This is a genomic window from Streptomyces desertarenae (assembly GCF_042681365.1).
GTDB classification, from domain to species: domain Bacteria; phylum Actinomycetota; class Actinomycetes; order Streptomycetales; family Streptomycetaceae; genus Streptomyces; species Streptomyces desertarenae.
Window position 1 is genome coordinate 194,402 of record NZ_JBHUFU010000006.1, and the last position, 22,791, is coordinate 217,192.

Here is a 22,791-nt window from a genome sequence, read left to right on the forward strand (position 1 = left end):
CCGTCCCCGCGGCGGTCCCCGCGCCGTCGCGCACACGCAAAGGAGAGACCCGGCATGAACACCGGCAACACCAGCAGACGCATGCGCACCACCCTGACCGCCGGCGCGAGCGCGCTCGGCATGGCGGCCCTCGCCGCCTGCGGCGCCGCCGACACCGGCGCCGCCTCCGGGGGCTCGGACACCGTCACCATCGCCGTCCCCTCCTGGGTCGGCGCCGAGGCCAACGCGGCCGTCGCCAAGCACCTGTTGGAGGAGGAGCTCGACGTCGAGGCCGAGCTCCGGCAGATGGACGAGCCGGTCGCCTGGGACGCGCTCGACAGCGGCAAGGCCGACGCGATCCTGGAGGACTGGGGCGGCGTCCCCAAGAAGGAGAAGCGCTACGTCGAGGAGAGGAAGACCGTCGTCCCGGCGGGCGACCTCGGCGTGACCGGCCACATCGGCTGGTTCGTCCCGAAGTACTTCGCGGACGAGCACCCCGACGTCACCGACTGGAAGAACCTCGACAAGTACGCCGACGAGCTGAGGACCACCGAGAGCAACGGCAAGGGCCAGCTCCTGGAGGGCTCGCCGTCGTACACCACCCACGACGACGCGATCATCAAGAACCTCGGCCTGAACCTGAAGACGGTCTACGCGGGCAGCGAGTCCGCCCAGATCACCCAGATCCGGAAGTACGTCGAGGAGAGGAAGCCCTTCTTGACGTACTGGTGGACGCCGCAGTGGCTGAACGCCGAGATCGACTTCGTCGAGGTCGAGCTGCCCGAGCACACCGAGGGCTGCGACGCCGACCCGGAGGAGGTCGCCTGCGGCTACCCCGACACCCCGCTGCAGAAGTACCTCAACGCCGACTTCGCCGAGAACGGCGGGGACGCCGCGGAGTTCCTGAAGAACTTCAGGTGGTCCACCGAGCAGCAGAACCAGGTCGCCAAGTGGATCGCCGGCGACGGCATGTCCGCCGAGGACGCGGCGGCCAAGTGGGTGAAGGAGAACAAGGACACCTGGGAGAAGTGGCTCCCGAAGAAGTGACCCCGTAGGGGTCGTACGGCCACGGGCCCGGAACGCACCGGCGTTCCGGGCCCGCCGTGTGCTCCGGGGCCTATTCTCCCTGCGGGGCGTCGGCACCTTTCGACTCGGCTACGAAGCTGCCAAGCCCCGGAACCGTGTAGGTGGCGCCCTCTGCGCGCAACCGGGTGAGCACCTTCTGGGCAGTGGCCTGTGCGATACCGAACTCGGCCTGCAACTGGATCACAGAGGGCACACGGGTGCGCGGCGGGTAGGTGCCGTCGGCGATCCGCTGCCGAATCACGTCGGCCACCTGCATCCACCTGGGCACGTCGGAAGCGAAGTCGATCACGAGGTCACATTGGCATTCACTGCACATCAGTGCGAGCTACTGCAAACCATAGTGCCCCTAGCATGCCTAGCATGCTCTATGTATGCTCGGCCGTGCAGAGAACCCCCGCGACCGACGCAACCGGTCCGGGGGCGCGGCCACCAACCGACAAGGAGTTGATGACGTGCGCGACCTTATCGCGCGCCGCACGGGGCGAGCGGGGAGCTCCGCCCTTCTGCGGCTGCTGGGCAGAGTGCTTCCGGCCACCGGGCGGCACCGGGGCGTCCTCGCGCGCCGGCGGACGCTGCTGGTGCTGCCGCAGGGGCTGGACGCGGACCGCCACGGCTTCCGGCCGCGGCAGCGGTACGTCTACAACCCGCACGCCGTTCGCCTGACCTGGAAGGTCACCTTCCCGGGGCTGGAGGCGTGAGCGGGGCCGCTGCGGGACACCTCTCGGCGCGGTGCGCGATCGGGGTGCACGACGCGTGCACGGAGGCCGAGCCCGGTGAGACCGGAGTGCCCGGGGTGCGCCACCTGGCGTGCGCCTGCCCCTGCCACCCCGCGCCGCAGACGCGCGCGGCATCCGCCCCCGCCCCGCCGGAACCAGGGGAAGAGGGCTGGTACCGGCTGTGCTGGTCGGCGCGCCCGGACGCCGAGCGCGACCGGCTCTTCCCGGGGGCGGTCCACGGGGTGCTGGTCGGGCAGGACGTCGCGGCGATCCTGCGCGGGATGCGCGGCTGCCTGGCCCCGCTGGTCTTCCACGACCCCGCCCGGGTGCGCGAGCGGGCCTGCGCCGAGGGCGGCTGGTCGTACGCGACCGACGCCGTCGCCGTCCACGCCCGCCGCATCGCCGGCCCCGCCCCCTGGGCGGCGCTGCTCGCCTGCCCCGACCCCCGGCGGGGGGCCGCCCGGTGACGTCCCGCCACACCCGCCGCGGGCGCCTGGGGTCGTGTACCTGGACCACCTGCCTGGTCGCGGCCTCCACCGTCGCCCTGCTCCTGCTCCTGCACGCCGCCCACCGGACCGGGTGACCGCGTCCGTCCGGGCGGGAAGGTCCCTTCCCGCCCGGACGGACACGGCGGCTCAGGCCCGTTCCCCCTGCTCCACGGCGGGGGCGGGGGCGACGCCCGCGGAGGGGCGGCGGAGCAGGTCGGGCAGCAGGGTGGCCAGGCCGGCGAGGGCCATGGCGGCACCGAGCCAGAGGGGGGCGCGCAGGCCCCAGGCGTCGATGACCACGGCCCCGACGGAGGAGCCGAGGATGACGCCGAGGGTGATGAAGGAGGAGTGGACGGTGTTGACCAGCGGACGGGCGTTGCCGGTGCGCTGGACGCGGGTGACCATGGCCGGATTCATGGTGACGCCCACCAGGCCGATGCCCGTCATGCACGCCACGGCGGGGACGGGGAGTCCCGCGAGGAGCGCGAAACCGGTGAGGAAGAGGGCGTTGAGCAGGAGGCCGCAGACCAGGACGGCCAGGGTGTGACGGTCGGCGAGGCGGCCGACGACGGTGTTGCCGACGACGGTGGCGGCTCCGTAGGCGGTCAGCAGGAGGGGGACGGCGGCGGGGGAGAACCCGGTGACCTCGGTGAGGATGGGGTTGAGGTAGCTGAAGGCGGAGAAGGTGGCGCCGATGATCAGGGTGCTGGTGCTCAGGACCAGCCACAGCCGGGGGTTCTTGAAGACGCGGAGTTCCCGGCGGAAGTCGCCTCCGCCCTCCGCGCGGCCCACGCGCGGCACGCCGGCCGGCGTGGCCAGGGCGGCGGCGAGGGCGAGCGCGGAGACGGCCCAGAACGCGGCGCGCCATCCGAACCGCTCGCCGACCAGGGTGGACAGGGGGAGGCCGAGCAGGGTGCCGAGCATGAGGCCGTTCATGACCACCGCGATCGCCCGGCCCCGGACCTCGGGACGGGTGAGCTGCGCGCACAGCGAGACCGCGACGCCGAAGAACGCCTGGGAGGCGGCGCCGGTGACGATCCGGGCGGCCACCATGGTGGGGTAGCCGGTCGCGACGGCGGCCAGCACGTTGCCGGCGAGGAAGACCGCGAACAGCACCATGAGGGCCCTGCGCGGCGGGACCCTCAGTACCGCGACGGTCAGTAAGGGGCCGCCGAACGCCATGGCCACCGCGAAGGCGGTGATCAGATATCCGATCTGGGGGATGGTGGCGTCCAGCCCCTCGGCGAGTTGCGGCATCAGCCCGGCGACCACGAACTCGCCGGTCACCATCGCGAAGATGCCGAGCGCCAGGACGTACACGGCACGAGGCACGATCGAACTCCTTGGAGGTCGGTGCTCCGAGAGCGTTATGGAATGATGAGTACAAAACTTGGGCGTGCGGGTGCGCCCTCGCCGGAGGGCGCCGACCGCGCCCGGTTCAGCGGGTCAGGGCGTCCATGACGACTTCGGCGACGGATTCCAGCGCGGCGCGGTCGGCGCCGCCCTGGCCGGAGATCCGCATGCCGCCGATCGCCGCGTCGACGAAGCGGGCCAGTGCTTCCGGGTCCCGCGTGGAGGTGATGCTCCCGTCGCGTCGGCCGGCCTCCATCACGGCGCGCAGGGCGGCCAGCCGGCGGGCGGTGCCGCGCTCCAGGGTCCCGGCCACCTCGGCGTCGCGGGCCGCCAGTTCGACGGTGGTGTTCACCGTCAGGCAGCCCATGCTGCGGCCCCCGGTCCGATGGTCCGCCTCGCTCTCGACGATCCTGGCGAGCAGGTCGCGGATGCGGTCGGCCGCCGTTCGCGCGGGGTTCTCCAGGATCGCCGTCTGAGCGCTCGTCATGGCGTCGATGTAGCGGGTGAGGGCGCGCTCGAACAGGTCGTGCTTGCTCTTGAACGTGTTGTAGATGCTGCTGCGGCCCAGGCCGGTGGCATCGCACAGGTCCTGGGTCGAAGTGGCCTCGTAGCCCTTCTTCCAGAAGGTGCGCATCGCCGCGTCCAGAGCCCGCTCCTCGTCGAAGGTCCTCGGTCGGGCCATGATCCGACCGTAACAGTTCTGTACTGTTCGGTTCAATACTCGGTCCCCCGCCCCGCCGCCTCCGCCCCCGTCCCTGCCCTCCGCCCCCGGGAACCGGTGGTGCGGAAGCGGAAGCCTCCCCTTTCACAGGTGTCCCGGAATGCGCGCTGTTTCTCTTCTCTCAGGGGTAAGGGGGAGCGCGGAAGAAAAGTCAATCGGCGCGTGGGTGCGGAGGGAGGAATCCGCTCACTTCGTGCGACACCTGCGGATGCCAATCATCTGTCCCACCCGATTGGGCGCGTGCTAGCTTCCCTCGGTGTCAAGCGAGTTCCAGGGGGCCGGTTTCTCGCTCACAGGGGCGGGGCGCTTTCGCGCAATTGTCTTCCGGTCCCCCGGAAACAGCTGGGGGGATCATGTCGAGAAAATCGCTTCCGCATGCCGTGAAGCGGGTATGGGCACGCGGTCTGATCGCCGGTACCGGCGTTCTGGCCCTCACCGGAACGTCGACGCTGCTGATGGCATCGCCGGCCGTCGCGGCCATCAGCAACAACTCGAACGCGAGTGCCATGGCCTCGTCCCTGGCCGGACCGGGAGCGAACGTCACCGGTGCCGGATTCGACAGCCTGGCCGGTGCCGTGGCCAACGGTGTCGGGGATTCGCCGTTGTCGAGCTTCCCGACCAACGGCTCCACGTTCACCATCCTGACCAGCGGCGACGCCGCCTCGGCCGACGACCCGAACGCGGAAGGGCACAAGACGACCGACCTGTCCGGCGGAAACGTCCGGGGCGACACGGATCTCGACGTGTCGGTCTTCACGGTCGACCTGCAGGTCCCCGAGACGGCGAACTGCCTGAGCTTCGACTTCCAGTTCTACAGCGAGGAATACCCGGAATGGGTCGGCAGCGCCTTCAACGACGCCTTCATCGCGGAGCTGGACAACAGCAACTGGACCACGTCGGGCAGTGAGATCAGCGCGCCGAACAACTTCGCCTTCGACGCCGACAACGACGTCGTGAGCGTCAACGCGGTCGGCCTCGGCGGTTTCAGCGCGGAGAACGCGGCGGGCACCACCTACGACGGGGCCACCCCGCTCCTGTCGGCCGCGAAGCAGGTCACCCCGGGCGCCCACACGCTCTACCTGTCCATCTTCGACCAGGGCGACCGCGTCCTCGACTCGGCGACGTTCGTCGACAACCTGCGCGTGGGATTCGTGCCAGACCCGGCGACCCAGTGCAAGTCGGGCGCGCAGCCCAAGCCGTACCAGCTCGACCTCGCGCCGGTCGACGCGACCCTGGACACCGGCACGGACCACACCGTCACCGCGACGCTCACCGAGATCGGTGCGGAGCCGCCGGCGGTCTCCGGCGCGCCGATCCTCTTCCAGACCTCGGGTGCGCACGCCGTCTCCGGTTCGGGCACCACCAACGCCGCGGGCCAGGCGACCTTCACCTACACCGGCACGACGGTCGGGGCCGACTCGATCAGCGCCTGCTACGACATCGACGGCAGCGGAACGTGCGGCGCCGGTGAACCCTTCGCTTCGGCCAAGGCCACCTGGAAGAACACACCGCCGGTGAACGACCCCGGAGGGCCCTACTCCGGGGCCGAGGGCTCCGCGGTCGCCCTCGGCGCGACCGCCAGTGACGTCAACGGCGACCCGCTCACCCACCAGTGGACCTACGAGCCGGCCGGCGGAGTGGACGCCGGAGCGGTCTGCTCCTTCGCGGACGACTCGGCCCTGGAGACCACCGTCACCTGCACCGACGACGGCGAGTACCGGCTGACGCTCACCACCGACGACGGTTTCAACGCGCCGGTGTCCAACACCGCCGACCTGACGGTGACGAACGTGGCACCGTCGATCGGCGAGATCTCCACCCCGGTGGACCCGGTGGCGGTCGGCACCCCCGTGACCCTGGACGCCGACTACACCGACCCCGGCGCCAACGACACCCACACCGCCTCCGTGGACTGGGGGGACGGCTCCACCAGCGAGCCCGCGGCCACCGCCGGCCAGGTCGACACCTCCCACACCTACACGGCGGCCGGCATCTACACGATCTGCCTCACGGTGACCGACGACGACGGCGCCTCCGACAAGAAGTGCGCACCGAACTACGTGGTCGTCTACGACCCGTCGGCCGGCTTCGTCACCGGCGGCGGCTGGATCGACGTCCCCGAGGGCTCCTACCCGGCCGATCCCTCCGTGAGCGGTCCCGGACGGTTCGGCTTCGTCTCGAAGTACCAGAAGGGCGCCACCACTCCCAACGGGCAGACCGAGTTCCAGTTCAAGGCCGGAAGCCTGAACTTCCACTCCACGTCCTACGACTGGCTGGTCGTCAGCGGGAGCAAGGCGATCTACAAGGGGACCGGGACGGTCAACGGCGAGGACGGCTACAGGTTCCTGGTCTCGGTGGTGGACGCCGACAAGAACGGCGGTGAGGACACCTACCGGATCAAGGTCTGGAAGGCCGACAGCGGCACCGTCGTGTTCGACAACCAGCCGGGCGCCGCGGACGGCGCCGCGGCGACGACCGCGATCAGCCGCGGGTCCATCGTGATCCACAGCTGACCGGCCGCACGGAAGGGGCCGGGGTGTGCCGTCGCGGACGACGGCACACCCCGGTCGCGTCGTACCGGCCCGCCCGGCCCGGCGGCCGGTAACCACCTCACCGAGGCGGCCGAGTCGCTCGGACGCGCCACCTGGAGCCCCCGCGCCTCGTCGAGCGCGTCATGCGGGGGAGCCGGGCGCGGACGCCCGCCGGGTGCGGTCCCGGCCGGCGACGGCCTCGGCGACCTCGTGGATGGCGTCGCGGAGAAGGTCACCGTAGGGACCCCGGGGAAGGCCGGGGGCATGCGCTCTGGCCGCGTCGATGTGCTCGGTGGCGGCCTCGAAGGAACCGAGCCGGCGGTAGTCGTCGGCCAGGTTGAGGTGCAGGGAGGGGTAGAAGCCGGCGATGCGGAGGCCGGCGTGGTGCTCCTGGACGCGCTGATCGGTCACGGCGTCGGCGGCGTCCAGGGCCCGGATGTCCCAGGCCAGGGCCTGGGCGGGATCCTCGTGGAGGTCCGCGAGGTGGTGCGCGAGGGAGCAACGGTGCAGCGGGTCGCCGGTGACACCGATCGCGGACCACAGGCTCAGGAGTCTCCGGCGGACGGAGGCGGCGTCACCGGCTCGGCCCTCGGCGACGGCCCGGCCGATGGCTTCCATGGTCGGATCGGAGCCGGCGGGTGCGGTGGTCATGGGGTTCTCCTCGTCGTCTCGCTCAGGCGGAGTGGTCGGGCCCGACGGGCATGGCCAGGGTGGTGAGATCGCCGCGGTCGGCGGAGCGGACCGTGACCGGCCGGTCGTCCCCCCTCAGGTCGAGCAGCACGTCCGGACCGATCGCGGTGCTCACGGCGGGATAGAGCGTGGTCAGCTCGAACCGGATCCGAAGAGGCCGCCCCGTCACGGTGGCCGGGAGAGGAGGGCCGGGGTGCCCGCCGTCCGCTGACGCGACGCTCACTCCCCGGTCGGTGATGTGCAGCGCGACGCGCTCGCCGGGCCAGTCCTCCAAGGTGCGCAGCAACAGCTCCTTCGGGACCGTCACGCGGGTGGTGGCCTCGCCCAGCGACGCGAGCACCCGCCGATGGTCGGGGAACTCCTCGGACAGCAACCGGCAGTGCCGGTCCTCCCGGCCGGTCACGCGGAGCCAGATCCCGTGCGGCACCGCTTCGAGCCGCACCAGCGCGCTACGTCGGATCTCGGTGACCGCGGTCCGCAACTCGTCGCCGTCGACCGTGCCGGCCCACGTACGCCTCGGTGGTTCGACCGGCACCAGGGTCCGGGTGGAGAGCCGGTAGCGGTCTGTCGCGGTCAGGTTCACCGCCCCGCGGCCCGCCTCGATGCGCAGGCCGGCGAGCACCGGCATCCCGGGCTCGCGTGCGGTCGCGGTCAGGACCTGCTCGATCGCGTCGGCCAGCACGGGACCCTTCAGCGCCGCGATCGGAAGACCCGGCGCGCTGCCGAGCGCGGCCTTGATGGCGGCGGCCTTCTGCTGCGCCGCCACCGCGTCCCCGACGACCCTCGCGACATGCTCGTCGAGCAGCCGGGATGCCTCGTCGGCCCCGGAGGCGAGGACCACCTCGACCTCCGCGAGGGGCATGGCGATCTCGCGGAGCCGGCGCAGCACGGTCGCCCGTGCCACCTGGTCGGCACTGTAGTAGCGGTAGCCCGAGACCGGGTCCACCTCGGCAGGGGGCAGCAGACCGGAGTCGGCGTAGAACCGCAACGCGCCGGGAGTCAGACCACTGCGTCGGGCGAAGACTCCGATCGGCATCAGCTCGGGATCAGGCACCTCGCCATCATCGGGTCTCGACCAACTCGAAGGTCAACACCGGCGAGCGGCGCCGCCAGCCCCGTGGCCGCCGGCGTCCGGGCCGTCACCGGGGACTCCCCGCCCGCGGACGGCGGGCGGGGCGTCAGGCCCCGGGGTTCAGCATCGCCGCCGCGGTGGCCCGGTCGGTCTCGGCGCCGGTGGCCAGCGCGTACAGGGCGTACCCGATCGGGGAGGCGTCCCACAGGTGCTTCGCCTGGGCCGCCAGGCCGGGGTGGACGTGCCCGCCCGCCCGCTCGTACGCGGTGAGGGTGGCCTGCAGCATCTCCTCGCCCGCGGCGCCGTACTGGGCTGACAGGTCACGGGCGGGGTCGTCCACGCGGGCGGTGGTCCAGTCCAGGACCCCGGTGATCGTGCCCTCCTCGTCGAACAGCACGTGCGCGGGGTAGATCTCGCCGTGGGTCATCACGGTCCGCTCGGGCCAGCAGCTGTCGTCCTCGAGCCAGGCCTGCCAGGCCTCGGCCAGGGCGGGGGAGACGGTGAAGGCCTCGCTCACGCGGGCGACGTCGTCCCGCCACGCCTGACGCACCCGGTCCGGGGTGCGGACCTCGACGCCCGCGGCCTCGGCCTGCTCCGGGGTGATGGAATGCAGCCGGGCCAGCAGGCGCCCCAGGCGCTCGGCGTAGTCCGGGCTGGCGGGGTCCATGTGCCAGTCGGGCTCCCAGGCGTCGGTCAGGGTCAGGCCCGGGGCGCCGGGCAGGGCCGGGTAGGCGATCAGCCCGGGGAGGCGGACCTGCCAGTCGGGGACCGCGACACCGTCCTCGGCCAGGACGGGGGCGACCAGGTCGAGGACGCGCGTCTCGGCGGCCATGCCCTCGGAGACGTCGGCGCGGCGCGGTACGCGCAGCACCCACCTCCGGCCGGTGGTGTCGGAGGTCATGACGACGCGGTAGTCCAGGCCCGCCTCGTTCACGGTGGCGTCCTGCGCGGACAGGTGCAGGCCGTGGGCGGCGGCCAGGGCGATGACGTCGTCGATCGTGTCCATGGGGCCAAGCTCCCACCCGCGCCCGCGCCACTTCCAGTGCTTTTCCTTCCCCGCCGTGCCGCCGGGGGCTGTTCCGGAGCGGCACGGCCTGCTCCTCGTCCGTCCTCGCCCGCCGGATCGACCGTGCGCTCACCTGGCGGGTCCGCCGGTGGGGAAGGCGGCGACGCCGCCGCCGGCGACACCGGCGGCCGCCGTGGCGGCATCCCCGCACCCGCCCGTCCGGACCGCCTGGGGCCGCAGCGGCCCGTCCGTCGCCGCCCCCACAGGGGCGGCGACGGGGCGCGGGGTCAGAAGTCGGCCCGGACCGCCTCGTCCACCCTGCCCACGGACTCCAGGCCGTACATCTCGGTGTACGTGTCGCGGATGTACTCGATGTCGGCGTCGTGGGCCCTCGCCGTCTCCCTCGGGTAGAGCAGGATGAGTTCGTAGGAGTGCTCGCTGTTGATGGAGCCGGTCCTGTCGCGCCACTGGCCGTACCCCTCCTGGAGGGTGAGGCCGGACGGGAAGCGCGGGGTGACGTGCTCCTTCAGGAAGGCCATGAACTGCTCCTCGGTGATCGGCGGTTCGCCGTGGTGGCGACCGGTGCCGAAGAAGAGCTGCGTCCGCACGTACGGCCGGGTGTGGGAGGAGGCGGGCCCGTGCGGCTCGGCGCGGGCGGAGGCGGCGACTCTGTCGTACGGCTGTTGGAGCATCGCCGTGCAGCCGGTGGAGGCGCCCGCCGCGCAGACGAGGGCCGCGAGGGCGGCGGTGAGGCGGAGGCGGCGGGATGTCCGTGACGTCATGGGGGTCTCCCAGGGGCTCGGTGGTGGGCGTTGTTCGTCACCGGCCGCCGGACGGGATCTCCCGCCCGAGCAGGCCGGCGAGGTCTCGGGCCGTGTCCCGCAGGCCGCGGGGTACGCGGCGGCCGTGCTCGACGGCGTCGAGCGCCCGGCCCAGGGAGTTCAGGGCCCGTACGGAGCCCATGCGGGGAGCGGTCTCGGCCAGGGGTGACAGCCAGGTGCCCGCCTCCCGCCACGCGCCGGCGCGCACGAGGACGCGGGCGAGGTCGGCGGCGAACAGGGAGCGGTAGGCGGGCCCGTCGCCCGACTCCACCGCCGCGTGCAGCAGGGCCGCGGCACCGTCCACGTCTCCCAGGTCGGCCAGGACGAGCCCGTGGTGGCCGTCGAGTTCGGCGCGGTCGAACCACCACGCCCAGGGCGGGTCCTGGGCCGAGGGCCCGTCCGCGCACAGCTCCCGGGCGGTGCTCAGGGACCGCAGCGCGTCCCGTCGCCTGCCGAGCTGGGCGTGCGCGCGCGCCTCGCGCACGTGGAACAGGGCGGCCACCCGCACCGGCAGACCCCCTCTGGCCAGGACGGACGAGGAGATGCGCAGGGAGTCCACGGGACGCCCGAGATGGGCCTGCTGCATGCTCAGCACCGACAGGACCAGCAGTTCGAGGGAGCGCTCCTCCTCCGGCAGGCCCCGGGACAGGGCGAGCGCCCGCAGGCCGAGGCGCTGCGACAGGCCGTGCCGCTCGGCGTCGAACAGGATCCACGCGGCGACCTGGAACAGCTCCGTGAGCGCCGCGCGGTCCGGGCCGGACGCGGACGGCGGGCAGGGGTGCCCCGCGACCGCCCCCACCGCGCGCACCGCCTCGGGGGCCGCCCGGCGCGCACCGTGCGTCCGGTCGAGCACCAGGAGTTCGGCCGTCAGGGCGCGTACGTCCGGTGGGGGCCCGGTCCGCGCCGTGCGGTGCGGGCCCGTCACCCGCCGCGCGCGGAGCCCCGGGAGGAGGAGATCCGGGAGAAGGACCTCGCCACCTCGGTCAGCCATGCCACCTCCTCCGCGAAGTCGTCCCGGTGTCCGGCGAACGGGGGCGGGGCGGACGCGGCGGAGGGCGGAGGCGCCGCGGAGCCCTCGGCCCGCGCCCTGAGGGCCGCCTTCAGGAAGCGGGCCTCGTCGGCGGGGGAGTGCCGCGCCCGGTCCGGCGGACGGCCGTCCCGTGCCGCGGCGTGGGCCAGGTGCGGCCGCAGGGCGTGGTAGCCGTCGAGTATCTCGATGACGCGCCGGTAGAGCCGGTACTCCGGGTCGGAGGGCGGGAGCCGGTCCAGCACCCTGCTCGACGGCGGTTCGAGCGCGATCGCCGGCACCACGTCGTACAGGGCCCACCACAGGGGGCGCAGCCGCAGGTAGGACCGGTAGTTCGTCACCCAGGCGGAGACGGCCGGGCCCCAGGAGGGGACGGTCCAGCCGAACAGCTGCAGGAGCGATCCGACATTGCCGGCCAGCCAGTACGCCGGCTCCCAGGCGCTCATGTCGAAGCCGAGCCGGACGCCGGCCGTCTGGATGTAGCGGATGGCGCAGTAGAGCAGGACGAACGACGCGCCCGCGGTGACCGTCCACATGCCCGTGCGCAGCCAGGTGCGGCGGGCGATGCGTGCGTAGCGGTAGGACAGCCGCACCGCCCCGACCTGCCCCACCGCGCAGATGGTGATGTAGAAGAACAGGTAGCCGGCGTAGTCGGCGTCCCGCATGTTGTGCAGCAGGGTGCCCTCCGCGGAGGGGGACTGCCGGTAGGGCTCCACGAGGAAGAACAGGGCGACGAGCACCACGAGCGCGACGGTGAACGCCTGGACGCGCCGCTTCGCCCGGAGCCGGGCCTGTTCGGGTGGGTGGGACCAGTGGACCAGCACGACCTGCTGCGCCGCCGTCAGCACGACCACCGCGGACTGCGTCATGATCGTGGTGAGGTTCGGGTAGTCGAAGAGGCCGGAGACGTGGCCCCGCAGCCAGTTGAGGTCGATGAGGAAGCTCAGGCCGGAGCAGAGGAAGTAGACCGCGAGCGCCCGGAGTGCCGGGTCGTTCCTGCGCTGGAGGAGCTCCGGGAGCTTGTAGCAGAACGCGGCGAGCCCGGCGAGGGCGCAGACGTGTGCGAGGACGTCGTAGATCATCCGCGGCCGATGACGCTTTCCACGCGGGCCATGACGGTGGCGTCCCCGGGGGCCAGGGCGGCGGGGCCCTCGGGGGTGGCCCGGTGGGCGCGCGCCAGGATGAGCGAGGCCATCGTCTCCGCCTCCTGCTCCTCCCGGTCGTGGTAGGCGGAGCGCCGCAGGGCCCTGCGGACGAGGTCCGGGGTGATGTCCGGTAACAACCGGGCCAGGACGGGCGGCCCGGAGGCGCCGTCGCGGCCGTGCCCGCAGATGATGTGGGAGAGCTCGTGCGCGATGATGTGCTCCCGGTGGGATCTGCTGGTGTCCTTCCGGTAGACGATCACGTCCGTGTCGTCCAGGGCGATCCACAGTCCGTGGAGCATCGGCTCCTCCAGCACCATCGGGGTGAGGCGGATGTCCCGGCCGCGCCACCTGCTGACCTGCTCGCACATGGCCGTGACGTCGCCGGAGCAGGAGGTGATGCCGGCCTCGGTGAGGAGTCTGTCGCAGGTGCGCTGGATCTCCCGGAACCGGGCACGGCGGCCGGGAGTGCGCGGGCGAGTCGCTGCCACCAGCATGTCCTTTTCGGCTTCGGGTCGGCGGTACCGTCGGCGTCCCGCGGGGGGCGGGGCGTCACGCGGCGCTCCGGCCGCGGTCGCGACGCCTTCCGGTGATCGTCGCCAAACAACGCTCCGTGCGCAAGCCCTCACCGGGAATCGAGGGGCCCGCGGCACGCCGGCCCGAACGCGGCCCGCTCCCCGTCCGCCGTGCCGTACGCGCCCGTGGACGTCGAGCGCCCGCGCGGAACGGCGAGGCCGCCACCGGGCGTCCCGGTGGCGGCCGTGCGGCGGTGGAGCGGCGGTCAGCCGGTGCGCAGCCCGGCGGCCAGCTCCGCGATCCCGGCGGCGACGCGAGCCTGGAGCGTGCCGCCGAAGGTGACGCGGGCGGCGCCGAGGGCGCCCAGTGCGGCGGGGGAGGGGCCGTCGGGGACGCACAGGGCGTTCACCGGCAGGCCGGTCTCCGCCGCGACCACCGCCAGGTGCTCCGGCGGCGCGAAGATGGGGTAGAGGCAGCCGGCGCCGGCCGCCGCGTACCGCCGCCCCCGCTCCACGGCCTCGGCCAGCGGATCGCCCGCACCGCGCACGTAGGTGTCGATCCGGGCGTTGACCAGCAGGTTCCCACCGGCTTCGGAGCACACCTCGGCCAGCCACTCCGCCTGGCGGTCCGGGTCGACCAGCCTCCGCGTGGCCGGCACGGAGTCCTCCAGGTTGCAGCCCGCCGCCCCGGCCTCCAGCAGCCGTCCGACCAGTTCCTCCGGGGCCAGGCCGTAGCCCCGCTCGACGTCCGCCGTCACCGGGACGTCCACCGACCGCACGATCCGGGCGACGGCGGCGAACACCTCGTCCGCCGGTGCGTCCTCGCCGTCGGCGTACCCCAGGACGGCGGCCACCGCGCTGCTGGAGGTGGCGAGCGCGGGGAAGCCCGCGCCGGCGAAGGCGCGGGCGCTCACCGCGTCCCAGGCGTTGGGCAGGACCAGCGGCCCGCCACCGTGGTGGAGGGCGCGGAACGCTGCGGCGCGGGCCGCGGCCCCGTCCGTCACCGCGGCTCGCTCTGCTGCAGGGAGGCGGGGACCGCGCGGGTGGCCACCTGGAAGCGGTTCCAGGCGTTGATGGCGATGATCTGGGAGATCAGGTGGGCCAGTTCGGTCTCGTCGAAGTTCTTCGCCGCCCGCTCGTACACCGCGTCCGGGACGAAGTGCCCCTGGGGCGTGCCCCCGTCCAGCCGCGTGATCGCCTCGGTGAGCGCGAGCGCCGCCTGCTCCTTCTCGGTGTACAGGCCGGGCGCCTCCTCCCAGGCGCCGACCAGGTCCAGCCGGAGCTGGGACTCGCCCATCTTCCGCGCGTCGTTGAGGTGCATGTCGATGCAGAAGGCGCACTTGTTGAGCTGGGAGGCGCGGATCTTGACCAGCTCGGCGATGACCGGGTCCAGCCCCTCGGCGGCAGCGGCCTGGAAGGCGGCCATGCCCCGGTAGACCTGGGGGACGACCTTCCAGATGTTCATGCGGGGACCGTGTTCGTGAGGAGTCGTCATGGGAAAGACCGTAGGCGGGTGTCGGCCCACGGGTATGGTCCACTTCCGTGCGGGAATCGTGGGCCACTTCGGGCGGCGGCAGCGACCTCCATCTGGACCTCGCAGGCCCGGGAGGGGTGCGCGCCTCGCTGACGCGCGCCCTGCGCGAGGCGGTCCGCACCGGCCGGCTCGCCCCCGGCACCCGGCTGCCGTCCTCCCGCTCGCTGGCCGCCGACCTCGGCGTCGCCCGCAACACCGTGGCCGACGCCTACGCCGAACTCGTCGCCGAGGGCTGGCTCGCCGCCCGGCAGGGCTCCGGCACCCGCGTCGCCCCCCGGGCCGAACCGGCCGCGCGCCGCCTCGCGGCCGCGCGCCGGACACCGTCCGCGTCCGCCCGCGCGCCGCGCCCCCGCCACGACCTGCGCCCCGGGTGGCCGGACGTCTCCGCCTTCCCCCGGTCCGCATGGCTCACCTCCGCGCGCCGCGCCCTGACCGCCGCGCCCGGCACCGCCTTCGGCTACGACTACGAGGACCCGCGCGGGCGCCCGGAGCTGCGCCGGGCCCTGGCCGGCTACCTCGCCCGGGCGCGCGGGGTGCGCGCCGAGCCGGACCGGATCGTGGTCTGCGCGGGGTTCGTCCGGGCCCTGGCGCTGCTGGGCGGCCTGGTCGGACGGACGGTGGCGGTGGAGTCCCGCGGCCTGTGGTTCCACCGCGACCTGCTCGCCCGCGCCGGAGCCCGGACGGTCCCGCTGCCGGTGGACGACCGGGGCGCCGACGTGACCGCCCTGCCCGGCACCGGGGCGCGGGCCGTCCTCCTCACCCCGGCCCACCAGTTCCCGACCGGCGTCCCCCTCCACCCCGACCGGCGCGCGGCCGTCGTCGACTGGGCCCGGTCCACCGGCGGGCTGGTGCTGGAGGACGACTACGACGGGGAGTTCCGCTACGACCGCCGGTCCGTCGGCGCGCTCCAGGGCCTCGACCCGGAGCGGGTGGTCTACCTCGGCACCGCCAGCAAGAGCCTCGCGCCGGGGCTGCGGCTGGCGTGGATGGTGCTGCCCGGCCAGCTGGTGGACGCGGTGCTGGCCGCCCGGAAGGAGACGGTGGAGACCTGCGGCACCCTGGACCAGGTCGTCCTGGCCGACTTCGTGGAGTCCGGCGCGTACGACCGGCACGTGCGCGCCATGCGGCTGCGCTACCGGCGCCGCCGCGACCGGCTGGTGGCCGCGCTCGCCGAGCGGGTGCCCGCCGTGCGGGTCACCGGCATCGCGGCCGGGCTGCACGTCGTGCTGGAACTCCCGCCGGGCACGGAGGAGGCGGTGATGCGGGCGGCGCGGCGGGCGGGAGTGGCCGTGGAGGAACTCGCCCGCTTCCGGCACCCGGAGAGCGCCGGCAGCGGCCCCGACGGGATCGTCGTCGGCTACGGCACCCCGCCGGAGCACGGCTTCGCCGCGGCCGTGGACGCCCTGTGCCGGGCGCTGCGCGACGCCCTGGGCGGGGACTGAGGGCCCGTCCGGCGGCCGGGACGGGCCCTCGCCGCGGGGTTCAGACGCCCAGCACCGCGCGGAGCCGGTCCAGGCCCCAGTCCAGGTCCTCCTTGGAGATCACCAGCGGCGGGGCGATGCGGATGGTGGAGCCGTGGGTGTCCTTCACCAGCACTCCCCGCTCCATCAGCCGCTCGGAGACCTCGCGGCCCGTGCCCAGCGACGGGGCGACGTCCACGCCCGCCCACAGGCCCCGGCCGCGCACCGCCTCCACCGCGCCGCCGCCGGCCAGCAGGCCCAGCTCGCGGTGGAGGTGGTCGCCCAGCTCGGCGGCCCGCTCCTGGAACTCGCCCGTCCGCAGCATCGCGATCACCTCCAGCGCCACCGCGCACGCCAGCGGGTTGCCGCCGAAGGTCGAACCGTGCTCGCCGGGCCGGAAGACCCCCAGCACCTCCGCCGACGACACCACCGCCGAGACCGGCACGATGCCGCCGCCGAGCGCCTTGCCCAGCACGTACACGTCGGGCTCCACGCCCTCGTGCTCGCAGGCGAACGTCCGCCCGGTGCGGCCCAGGCCCGACTGGATCTCGTCCGCGACGAACAGCACGTTCCGCTCGCGGGTCAGCTCCCGCACGCCCGCCAGGTAGCCCGGCGGCGGCACCAGCACCCCGGCCTCGCCCTGGATCGGCTCCAGCAGCACGGCGACGGTGTCCTCGTCGACCGCGGCCCGCAGCGCCTCCAGGTCGCCGTAGGGGACGATCTCGAAGCCCGGGGTGTACGGGGCGTAGTCGGCGCGCGCCTCCGGATCCGTGGAGAAGCTGACGATCGTGGTGGTGCGGCCGTGGAAGTTGTTCTCCGCGACGACGATCTTCGCCCGCCCGCCGGGCACTCCCTTGACCCGGTAGCCCCACTTGCGGGCCGTCTTCACGGCGGTCTCCACCGCCTCCGCGCCGGTGTTCATCGGCAGCACCGCCTCCATGCCGCACAGCTCCGCCAGCTCGGCGCAGAAGGCGGCGAAGCGGTCGTGGTGGAAGGCGCGCGAGGTGAGGGTGAGCCGGTCGAGCTGGGCCCGGGCGGCCGCCAGCAGCCGGGGGTGGCCGTGGCCGAAGTTGAGAGCCGAGTAGCCGGCGAGCAGGTCGAGGTAGCGCCGGCCCTCGACGTCCGTCATCCAGGCGCCCTCCGCCGAGGCGACGACGACCGGCAGGGGGTGGTAGTTGTGCGCGCTGTGCGCGTCGGCTGTCGCGATCAGCTCCGCGGACCGTCCGGTGGACGGTCCGGTGGGCGGCTGCGTCGAAGTGGCCATGGGACGCTCCGTATCGGGTGGGCGGAGTGGACGGAAGCACCGGCGATCGTGCGGCGGTCGCCGCACGCGACGCCTGTCTCTATCGTCGTACGTCCGCTTCGCGCGGAAACCCTGCGGCGCGGGCCGTTTCCGGCGTGTTCCCGGATCCGTCACCCGCCCGCGGGGGCCGGAACGCGGATGAGCCCGCGGCGAGCGCTCTGCGAGAATGACGCCATGGCCACTGACCGTCCCCGTGTTCTCTCAGGCATCCAGCCCACCGCGGGCTCCTTCCACCTCGGCAACTACCTCGGCGCCGTCCGCCAGTGGGTCGACCTGCAGGAGACCCACGACGCCTTCTACGCCGTGGTCGACCTGCACGCCATCACCATCCCGCAGGACCCGAAGGAGCTGCGGGCGTCCACCCGGCTGGCCGCCGCCCAGCTGCTGGCCGCCGGCCTGGACCCGGAGCGCTGCACCCTGTTCGTGCAGAGCCACGTCCCCGAGCACACCCAGCTCGCCTGGGTGATGAACTGCCTCACCGGCTTCGGCGAGGCGTCGCGGATGACGCAGTTCAAGGACAAGAGCGCGCGCCAGGGTGCCGAGGCCACGACGGTCGGCCTGTTCACCTACCCGGTCCTCCAGGTCGCGGACATCCTGCTCTACCAGGCCGACAGCGTGCCCGTGGGCGAGGACCAGCGCCAGCACATCGAGCTGACCCGCGACGTCGCCGAGCGCTTCAACAGCCGCTACGGCCACACCTTCACCGTCCCCTCGGCCCACATCCTGAAGGAGACGGCGAAGATCTACGACCTCCAGGAGCCGACGGTGAAGATGAGCAAGTCCGCCGCCTCGCCCAAGGGCGTGGTGAGCCTGCTCGACGAGCCGAAGGTCTCCGCGAAGAAGATCAAGAGCGCGGTGACCGACACCGGCACGGAGATCCGGTACGACGAGAAGGAGAAGCCCGGCATCAGCAACCTGCTGGTGATCTACTCCACCCTCACCGGCACCGGTATCGCGGAACTGGAGCAGCAGTACGCCGGCAAGGGCTACGGTGCGCTCAAGACCGACCTCGCCGAGGTCGTCGCCGCCTGGGTGGCCCCCTTCCGGGAGCGCACCCAGGAATATCTGGAGGACCCCGAGACGCTGGACTCCGTACTGGCCAGGGGGGCGGAGAAGGCCCGGAAGGTGGCCGCCGAGACCCTCGCCAGGGCATACGACAAGGTGGGCTTCGTACCCGCCGGGCACTGATCGGCTGCGGGAACGGCCAGGGGGACGGCACGAGGCAGACCAGGAAGGAGACGCACGTGGGGACCGTCACGCTCGGCGTATCGATCGCGGTCCCGGAGCCGTACGGCAGCCTGCTCCAGCAGCGTCGCGCGGGCTTCGGCGACCTCGCGGCCCATGGCATCCCCACCCATGTGACCCTCCTGCCGCCGACCGAGGTGGACCCCGGCCGCCGCCCGGAGATCGAGGAGCACCTCGCCCGGGTGGCCGCGGCCGGGGAGGCCTTCCCGATGCGGCTGTCGGGCACGGGCACCTTCCGCCCGCTCTCGCCGGTGGTCTTCGTGCGGGTCGCCGAGGGCGCCTCGGACTGCGGCCGGCTCCAGGAGCGCGTCCGCGCCGCGGACGGCCCGCTCGCGCGCGAACTCCAGTTCCCGTACCACCCGCACGTCACCGTCGCGCACGGCATCGCGGAGGAGGCGATGGACCGGGCCTACGAGGAGCTGGCCGACTTCGAGGCGTCGTGGACGACGACCGGCTTCGCCCTGTACGAGCAGGGCGGGGACGGCGTCTGGCGGCTCCAGAGGGAGTTCGCCTTCGGCGCCCACTCCCTGCCGCGGCCGCACCGGCCGGCCTTCTCCAGACCGCCGGCCCCCTCGCTCTGACGCGCCGCCGCTCTCGCCGGCCGGGGGCCGGGAACCGCTCGCCGTGATCGCTCGGGCCCCCCTCCAGGGGGCCCGAGGCGTCCTCCTGCGGTCCTAGGGGGTTGCGGGGCCGTCCGGGGCCCCGGGGGCCGCCGGTGCCTTCCCGTCCGCGGCGGGCCCCCCGCGACCGGGCCCCCCGCCGTCCGCGGCCGCCGCCGGGGGCGCCTCCGCGGACGCGCCCGTCCGCCGCAGCACCACCACGAACTTCGTGGCCGCCGCGCTGCCCAGCAGCCGCTCCAGGGTGCCGGGGTTCTCCGGGCTGCCCAGGGCCGCCGGGGCCCGCCTGCCGCGTCCCGCACCCGGCGAACCGGACAGGCTCGGCAGCGGCCAGCGGCGGTGCACCCCGTACGCCCCCGCGCCCAGCGCCAGCAGCGCCGCGGCGCCGACCAGCAGGGCCGTGTCCGCCCCGCCCGACGGCCCGTGCGCACCCGCCGCCGTGTGGCCGGAGGGGGCGGCGGCGGTGTCCTCCCGCTGTCCGGCGGGCCGGCCGTCGGTGTTCTTGCCGCTGCCGTCCCGCACGCCCTCGGGCGGCACCAGCTGCCCGACGGGGACGACGTCGTCGGCCGCCTCGAACCCCCAGTCCAGGAGGGCGGCGGTCTCCTGGTAGACGCGGACGCCGTTCCCCTCGGGGTGCATGGCGGTCACCAGCAGCACCCGGTCGCCGCGCTGGGCGACCCCGGTGAAAGTGGACCCGGCCTGAGAGGTGTAGCCGTTCTTGACCCCGGCGATGCCCTCGTACGGCTCCAGGCCGACGTCGCCGGTCAGCAGGCGGTTGGTGTTCTGGATCTCGAACGTCCCGCGCTTCCTCTCGCCGTCCTCGCCCTTCTCCACGTCGCCGGGGAACGTGGCCCGGACGGTCGCGGCGTACGCGCGGAAGTCGGGCTTCTGCATGCCCGAGCGGGCGATCAGGGTCAGGTCGTAGGCGGAGGAGACCTGCCCCTCGGCGTCGTAGCCGTCGGGGCTGACGACGTGGGTGTCGAGCGCGCCCAGCTCGCGGGCGTGCTCGTTCATCTCGCGGACGGTCTCCTCCTTGCCGCCGTTCATCTCGGCCAGCACGTGGACCGCGTCGTTGCCCGAACGGAGGAAGACGCCCAGCCACAGGTCGCGGACGGTGTAGGTGAGGCCCTCCTTGACGCCCACCAGACTGCTGCCCGGACCGACCTCCAGCAGCTCCTCCCGGGTGACCCGGTGGACGGTCTCGGGGTCGAACTTCGGCAGGAGGGTGTCGGCGAACAGCATCTTCAGGGTGCTGGCCGGAGCCAGGGGCCAGTGCGCGTTCTTGGCCGCGAGCACGTCGCCGGTCTCGGCGTCCGCCACGATCCACGACCGGGAGGTGAGGGAGGCGGGCAGCTCGGGGACGCCGGCACCGGCCCGCGGTTGTATCTGGGTCCCGGGCAGGCCGAGCCGGTCGCCTCCCACCGTGGACATCAGCGCGGGCGGACTGGGCTCCCCGGGCTTCTCCTCCGCGGCCCCGGCCGCGGCGGCCGGAGCGGTGGCGAGCAGGCACGGCAGGAACAGGACGGCGGTGGCGGCCAGCCGGCCGCGGGCGCTGCGCACACGGTGCGCGCGGGGGACAGCACGGTGAGTCTTCGACACGCAGCGAACGTACCGGTCCCGGAGCACGGACGGGCCCGCGAGGGGACCATCGCGGTGGTTCCTACCGCCCCTGCCGGTGATTCCGTTGGTCCGATAGACATACTTGGAGGTGTGAAACTCTCCCGCCCCGTCTCGTGGTTCCTGCTCGCCTTCGGCATCTGGAGCTGGTTCGTGTGGACCACCTTCGTCAGGAACCTGTGGAAGGACGCCAGCGGCCTGGCGTTCGACGACGCGGGCGACCCCACCGCCTACTTCTGGGTCCACCTGCTGCTGGCCGTGACCTCCCTGGCGCTGGGCACGGCGATCGGGATCGTCGGGCTGCGCGGCCTGCGGGCGCTGCGGCGCGGGCGGAGGAACGCCTGACCACCCGCGAAGCGTTGCGGGGAGGACGGACAACAGGGCAGGGGAGCTGAACCGAGGATGGTCGTGGTCTACGCGGGGGTCGCGCTGCTGGTGGTGTGCGTGCTGGTGGCGGCGCACTGGTATCTGTGGCGGCGGCTGGTCCGCGACGTGTCGCGGCGCGGCGGCTGGTACAGGCGGGTGGGCACGGCACTGGTCGTCCTGCTGCCCCTGACCACCGTCGGGTCGCAGGTCGTGGGGCGCTCCGACGCGCCCTTCGCCCTCAAGCGGATCCTGGCCTGGCCGGGCTACCTCTGGCTCGCCCTGCTGCTGTACCTGCTGCTGGCCCTGGTGGTGGGCGAGGCGGTGCGGCCGCTGCTGCGGCGCGCCCTGGAGCGACGGGACGCCGCCCGGCGGGCGCCCGCCGCTTTGGGGGGCGGCGAGCAGGAGCACGAGGCGGCCGCGCCCGTCCGCGCGGGCGGGCCGGCGGCGCCGGCGGGGTCCGACGGCACACAGGCCGGCGCGCGCGCGGGGACGGCCGGAACGGGCACCGCCCTCGCCGTCCGCGGCGACGAGGGCGACGGAGGCGGCGACGGGGGCGGAACCGGCACCGCGGAGCACCCGGTGCCCCCGGGACCGTCGCGGCGGCTGTTCGTGGCCCGCACCGTGGCCGCCGCCGCGACCGTCGCGGGAGCCGGGACGGTCGGCTACGGCGCGTACGGCGTGCTGGGAGGACCGAAGCTCAAGCGCGTCACCGTGCCGCTGGCCAAGCTGCCCCGCGCCGCCCACGGCTACCGCATCGCCGTGGTCAGCGACATCCACCTGGGCCCGATTCTCGGCCGCTCCCACACCCAGCGGATCGTCGACACCATCAACCGGGCGGACGTCGACCTGGTCGCCGTCGTCGGGGACCTGGTGGACGGCACCGTTGCCGACCTCGGCCCGGCCGCGGAGCCGCTGGCGCAGCTCCGCTCGCGCGACGGCTCGTACTTCGTCACCGGCAACCACGAGTACTTCGGGGACGCCCGCGAGTGGATCGACCACGTCCGCGAGCTGGGCGTGGAGCCCCTGGAGAACGCCCGCCGCGAGCTGCCCCACTTCGACCTCGCGGGCGTCAACGACCTCGCCGGCGAGGAGGAGGGCGAGGGGCCGGACTTCGGGCGGGCCCTCGGCGACCGTGACGCCTCCCGCGCGGTGGTGCTCATGGCCCACCAGCCGGTCATGATCCACGACGCCGTGGACCACGGCGTCGACCTGCAGCTCTCCGGCCACACCCACGGCGGCCAGATGTGGCCGTTCACCTACGCGGCCCAGGCCGCCAACCCCACCCTCGCGGGCCTGGAGCGCTACGGCGACACCCAGCTGTACGTCAGCCGGGGCGCGGGCGCCTGGGGGCCGCCGGTGCGGGTGGGCGCGGAGTCCGACATCACCGTGGTGCAGCTCGCCTCCGCGCAGGCCTGAGCGGTCCCGCGCCCCGGCCGGTCCCGGCGCACCGCCGCCGGCCGGGGCACGGGGCCGCCGGCGGCCGCCCGGCACGGAGAAGGCGC

At 73.8% G+C, this 22,791-nt stretch carries 23 protein-coding genes; 9 read left to right on the plus strand and 14 right to left on the minus strand.

Features of this window, described 5'->3' with window-relative positions; all coding sequences use genetic code 11:
• Positions 1-54: 54 nt before the first annotated feature.
• Positions 55-1,026: an ABC transporter substrate-binding protein gene (locus ACFSJS_RS12415; RefSeq protein WP_380899423.1), complete on the plus strand. Its 972-nt coding sequence runs from the start codon at positions 55-57 to the stop codon at positions 1,024-1,026.
• Between the two features lie 70 nt (positions 1,027-1,096).
• Here ACFSJS_RS12415 and ACFSJS_RS12420 read toward each other — a convergent pair whose 3' ends face one another.
• Positions 1,097-1,354, minus strand: coding sequence for a GntR family transcriptional regulator (locus ACFSJS_RS12420; RefSeq protein ID WP_380899425.1), 258 nt, complete (start codon positions 1,352-1,354; stop codon positions 1,097-1,099).
• A 163-nt stretch (positions 1,355-1,517) separates the two neighbouring features.
• Between ACFSJS_RS12420 and ACFSJS_RS12425 the strand changes: the two genes are divergently transcribed.
• Positions 1,518-1,763, plus strand: coding sequence for a hypothetical protein (locus tag ACFSJS_RS12425; protein WP_380899427.1), 246 nt, complete (start codon positions 1,518-1,520; stop codon positions 1,761-1,763).
• Positions 1,760-2,248, plus strand: coding sequence for a hypothetical protein (locus ACFSJS_RS12430; protein WP_380899429.1), 489 nt, complete (start codon positions 1,760-1,762; stop codon positions 2,246-2,248). Before ACFSJS_RS12425 ends, ACFSJS_RS12430 begins: the two co-directional genes overlap by 4 nt.
• A 168-nt stretch (positions 2,249-2,416) precedes the next feature.
• Here the strand turns inward: ACFSJS_RS12430 and ACFSJS_RS12435 are convergent, their stop codons facing one another.
• Complete coding sequence (locus tag ACFSJS_RS12435) at positions 2,417-3,601, minus strand: MFS transporter (protein WP_380899431.1); 1,185 nt, start codon at positions 3,599-3,601, stop codon at positions 2,417-2,419.
• 106 nt (positions 3,602-3,707) lie between these two features.
• A complete protein-coding gene (locus tag ACFSJS_RS12440; RefSeq protein WP_380899433.1) occupies positions 3,708-4,304 on the minus strand; it encodes a TetR/AcrR family transcriptional regulator in 597 nt (198 codons plus the stop codon).
• 419 nt (positions 4,305-4,723) lie between these two features.
• Between ACFSJS_RS12440 and ACFSJS_RS12445 the strand changes: the two genes are divergently transcribed.
• The gene (locus ACFSJS_RS12445; RefSeq protein WP_380899435.1) at positions 4,724-6,856 is read left to right on the plus strand and encodes a choice-of-anchor L domain-containing protein; all 2,133 of its coding nucleotides are present in this window, start codon (positions 4,724-4,726) and stop codon (positions 6,854-6,856) included.
• 159 nt (positions 6,857-7,015) lie between these two features.
• Here ACFSJS_RS12445 and ACFSJS_RS12450 read toward each other — a convergent pair whose 3' ends face one another.
• From ACFSJS_RS12450 to ACFSJS_RS12490, 9 genes are all read right to left on the minus strand, one after another.
• Positions 7,016-7,525, minus strand: coding sequence for a hypothetical protein (locus tag ACFSJS_RS12450; protein WP_380899437.1), 510 nt, complete (start codon positions 7,523-7,525; stop codon positions 7,016-7,018).
• Positions 7,526-7,547: 22 nt separating this feature from the next.
• Complete coding sequence (locus ACFSJS_RS12455; protein WP_380899679.1) at positions 7,548-8,600, minus strand: DNA polymerase III subunit beta family protein; 1,053 nt, start codon at positions 8,598-8,600, stop codon at positions 7,548-7,550.
• A gap of 142 nt (positions 8,601-8,742) precedes the next feature.
• Entirely contained in the window at positions 8,743-9,642 is a 900-nt protein-coding gene (locus ACFSJS_RS12460; protein WP_380899439.1) for a macrolide 2'-phosphotransferase, read from the minus strand.
• A gap of 287 nt (positions 9,643-9,929) precedes the next feature.
• Entirely contained in the window at positions 9,930-10,424 is a 495-nt protein-coding gene (locus tag ACFSJS_RS12465; RefSeq protein WP_380899441.1) for a DUF3574 domain-containing protein, read from the minus strand.
• A 37-nt stretch (positions 10,425-10,461) separates the two neighbouring features.
• Positions 10,462-11,454: a DNA-binding protein gene (locus ACFSJS_RS12470; RefSeq protein ID WP_380899443.1), complete on the minus strand. Its 993-nt coding sequence runs from the start codon at positions 11,452-11,454 to the stop codon at positions 10,462-10,464.
• Positions 11,385-12,572 (minus strand): MAB_1171c family putative transporter, encoded by a 1,188-nt coding sequence (locus tag ACFSJS_RS12475; protein WP_380899445.1) that lies wholly within the window; start codon positions 12,570-12,572, stop codon positions 11,385-11,387. The genes ACFSJS_RS12470 and ACFSJS_RS12475 overlap by 70 nt, the downstream gene beginning before the upstream one ends.
• Complete coding sequence (locus ACFSJS_RS12480) at positions 12,569-13,123, minus strand: ParH-like protein (protein ID WP_380899447.1); 555 nt, start codon at positions 13,121-13,123, stop codon at positions 12,569-12,571. The genes ACFSJS_RS12475 and ACFSJS_RS12480 overlap by 4 nt, the downstream gene beginning before the upstream one ends.
• A 290-nt stretch (positions 13,124-13,413) precedes the next feature.
• Positions 13,414-14,151, minus strand: coding sequence for an isocitrate lyase/PEP mutase family protein (locus ACFSJS_RS12485; RefSeq protein ID WP_380899449.1), 738 nt, complete (start codon positions 14,149-14,151; stop codon positions 13,414-13,416).
• Positions 14,148-14,642, minus strand: a complete 495-nt coding sequence (locus tag ACFSJS_RS12490; RefSeq protein WP_380899451.1) for a carboxymuconolactone decarboxylase family protein — start codon at positions 14,640-14,642, stop codon at positions 14,148-14,150. The genes ACFSJS_RS12485 and ACFSJS_RS12490 overlap by 4 nt, the downstream gene beginning before the upstream one ends.
• 47 nt (positions 14,643-14,689) lie before the next feature.
• Between ACFSJS_RS12490 and pdxR the strand changes: the two genes are divergently transcribed.
• Positions 14,690-16,123 carry a MocR-like pyridoxine biosynthesis transcription factor PdxR gene (gene pdxR, locus ACFSJS_RS12495; RefSeq protein WP_380899453.1) on the plus strand — a complete coding sequence of 478 codons (1,434 nt, stop codon included), beginning with the start codon at positions 14,690-14,692 and terminating at the stop codon, positions 16,121-16,123.
• Positions 16,124-16,163: 40 nt separating this feature from the next.
• Here pdxR and rocD read toward each other — a convergent pair whose 3' ends face one another.
• Positions 16,164-17,405 carry an ornithine--oxo-acid transaminase gene (gene rocD / locus ACFSJS_RS12500; protein ID WP_380899455.1) on the minus strand — a complete coding sequence of 414 codons (1,242 nt, stop codon included), beginning with the start codon at positions 17,403-17,405 and terminating at the stop codon, positions 16,164-16,166.
• Positions 17,406-17,618: 213 nt separating this feature from the next.
• On the opposite strand from rocD, the gene trpS reads away from it, so the two are divergent.
• Positions 17,619-18,632 carry a tryptophan--tRNA ligase gene (gene trpS / locus ACFSJS_RS12505; RefSeq protein ID WP_380899457.1) on the plus strand — a complete coding sequence of 338 codons (1,014 nt, stop codon included), beginning with the start codon at positions 17,619-17,621 and terminating at the stop codon, positions 18,630-18,632.
• 56 nt (positions 18,633-18,688) lie between these two features.
• Positions 18,689-19,270 carry a 2'-5' RNA ligase family protein gene (locus ACFSJS_RS12510; RefSeq protein WP_380899459.1) on the plus strand — a complete coding sequence of 194 codons (582 nt, stop codon included), beginning with the start codon at positions 18,689-18,691 and terminating at the stop codon, positions 19,268-19,270.
• A gap of 93 nt (positions 19,271-19,363) precedes the next feature.
• On the opposite strand, the gene ACFSJS_RS12515 is transcribed toward ACFSJS_RS12510, so the two are convergent.
• A complete protein-coding gene (locus ACFSJS_RS12515) occupies positions 19,364-20,845 on the minus strand; it encodes a D-alanyl-D-alanine carboxypeptidase family protein (RefSeq protein ID WP_417823718.1) in 1,482 nt (493 codons plus the stop codon).
• Between the two features lie 171 nt (positions 20,846-21,016).
• Between ACFSJS_RS12515 and ACFSJS_RS12520 the strand changes: the two genes are divergently transcribed.
• Both ACFSJS_RS12520 and ACFSJS_RS12525 read left to right on the plus strand, forming a co-directional pair.
• Positions 21,017-21,268, plus strand: coding sequence for an SCO4848 family membrane protein (locus tag ACFSJS_RS12520; protein ID WP_380899461.1), 252 nt, complete (start codon positions 21,017-21,019; stop codon positions 21,266-21,268).
• Between the two features lie 57 nt (positions 21,269-21,325).
• The gene (locus ACFSJS_RS12525) at positions 21,326-22,705 is read left to right on the plus strand and encodes a metallophosphoesterase (RefSeq protein ID WP_380899463.1); all 1,380 of its coding nucleotides are present in this window, start codon (positions 21,326-21,328) and stop codon (positions 22,703-22,705) included.
• Positions 22,706-22,791 lie beyond the last annotated feature (86 nt).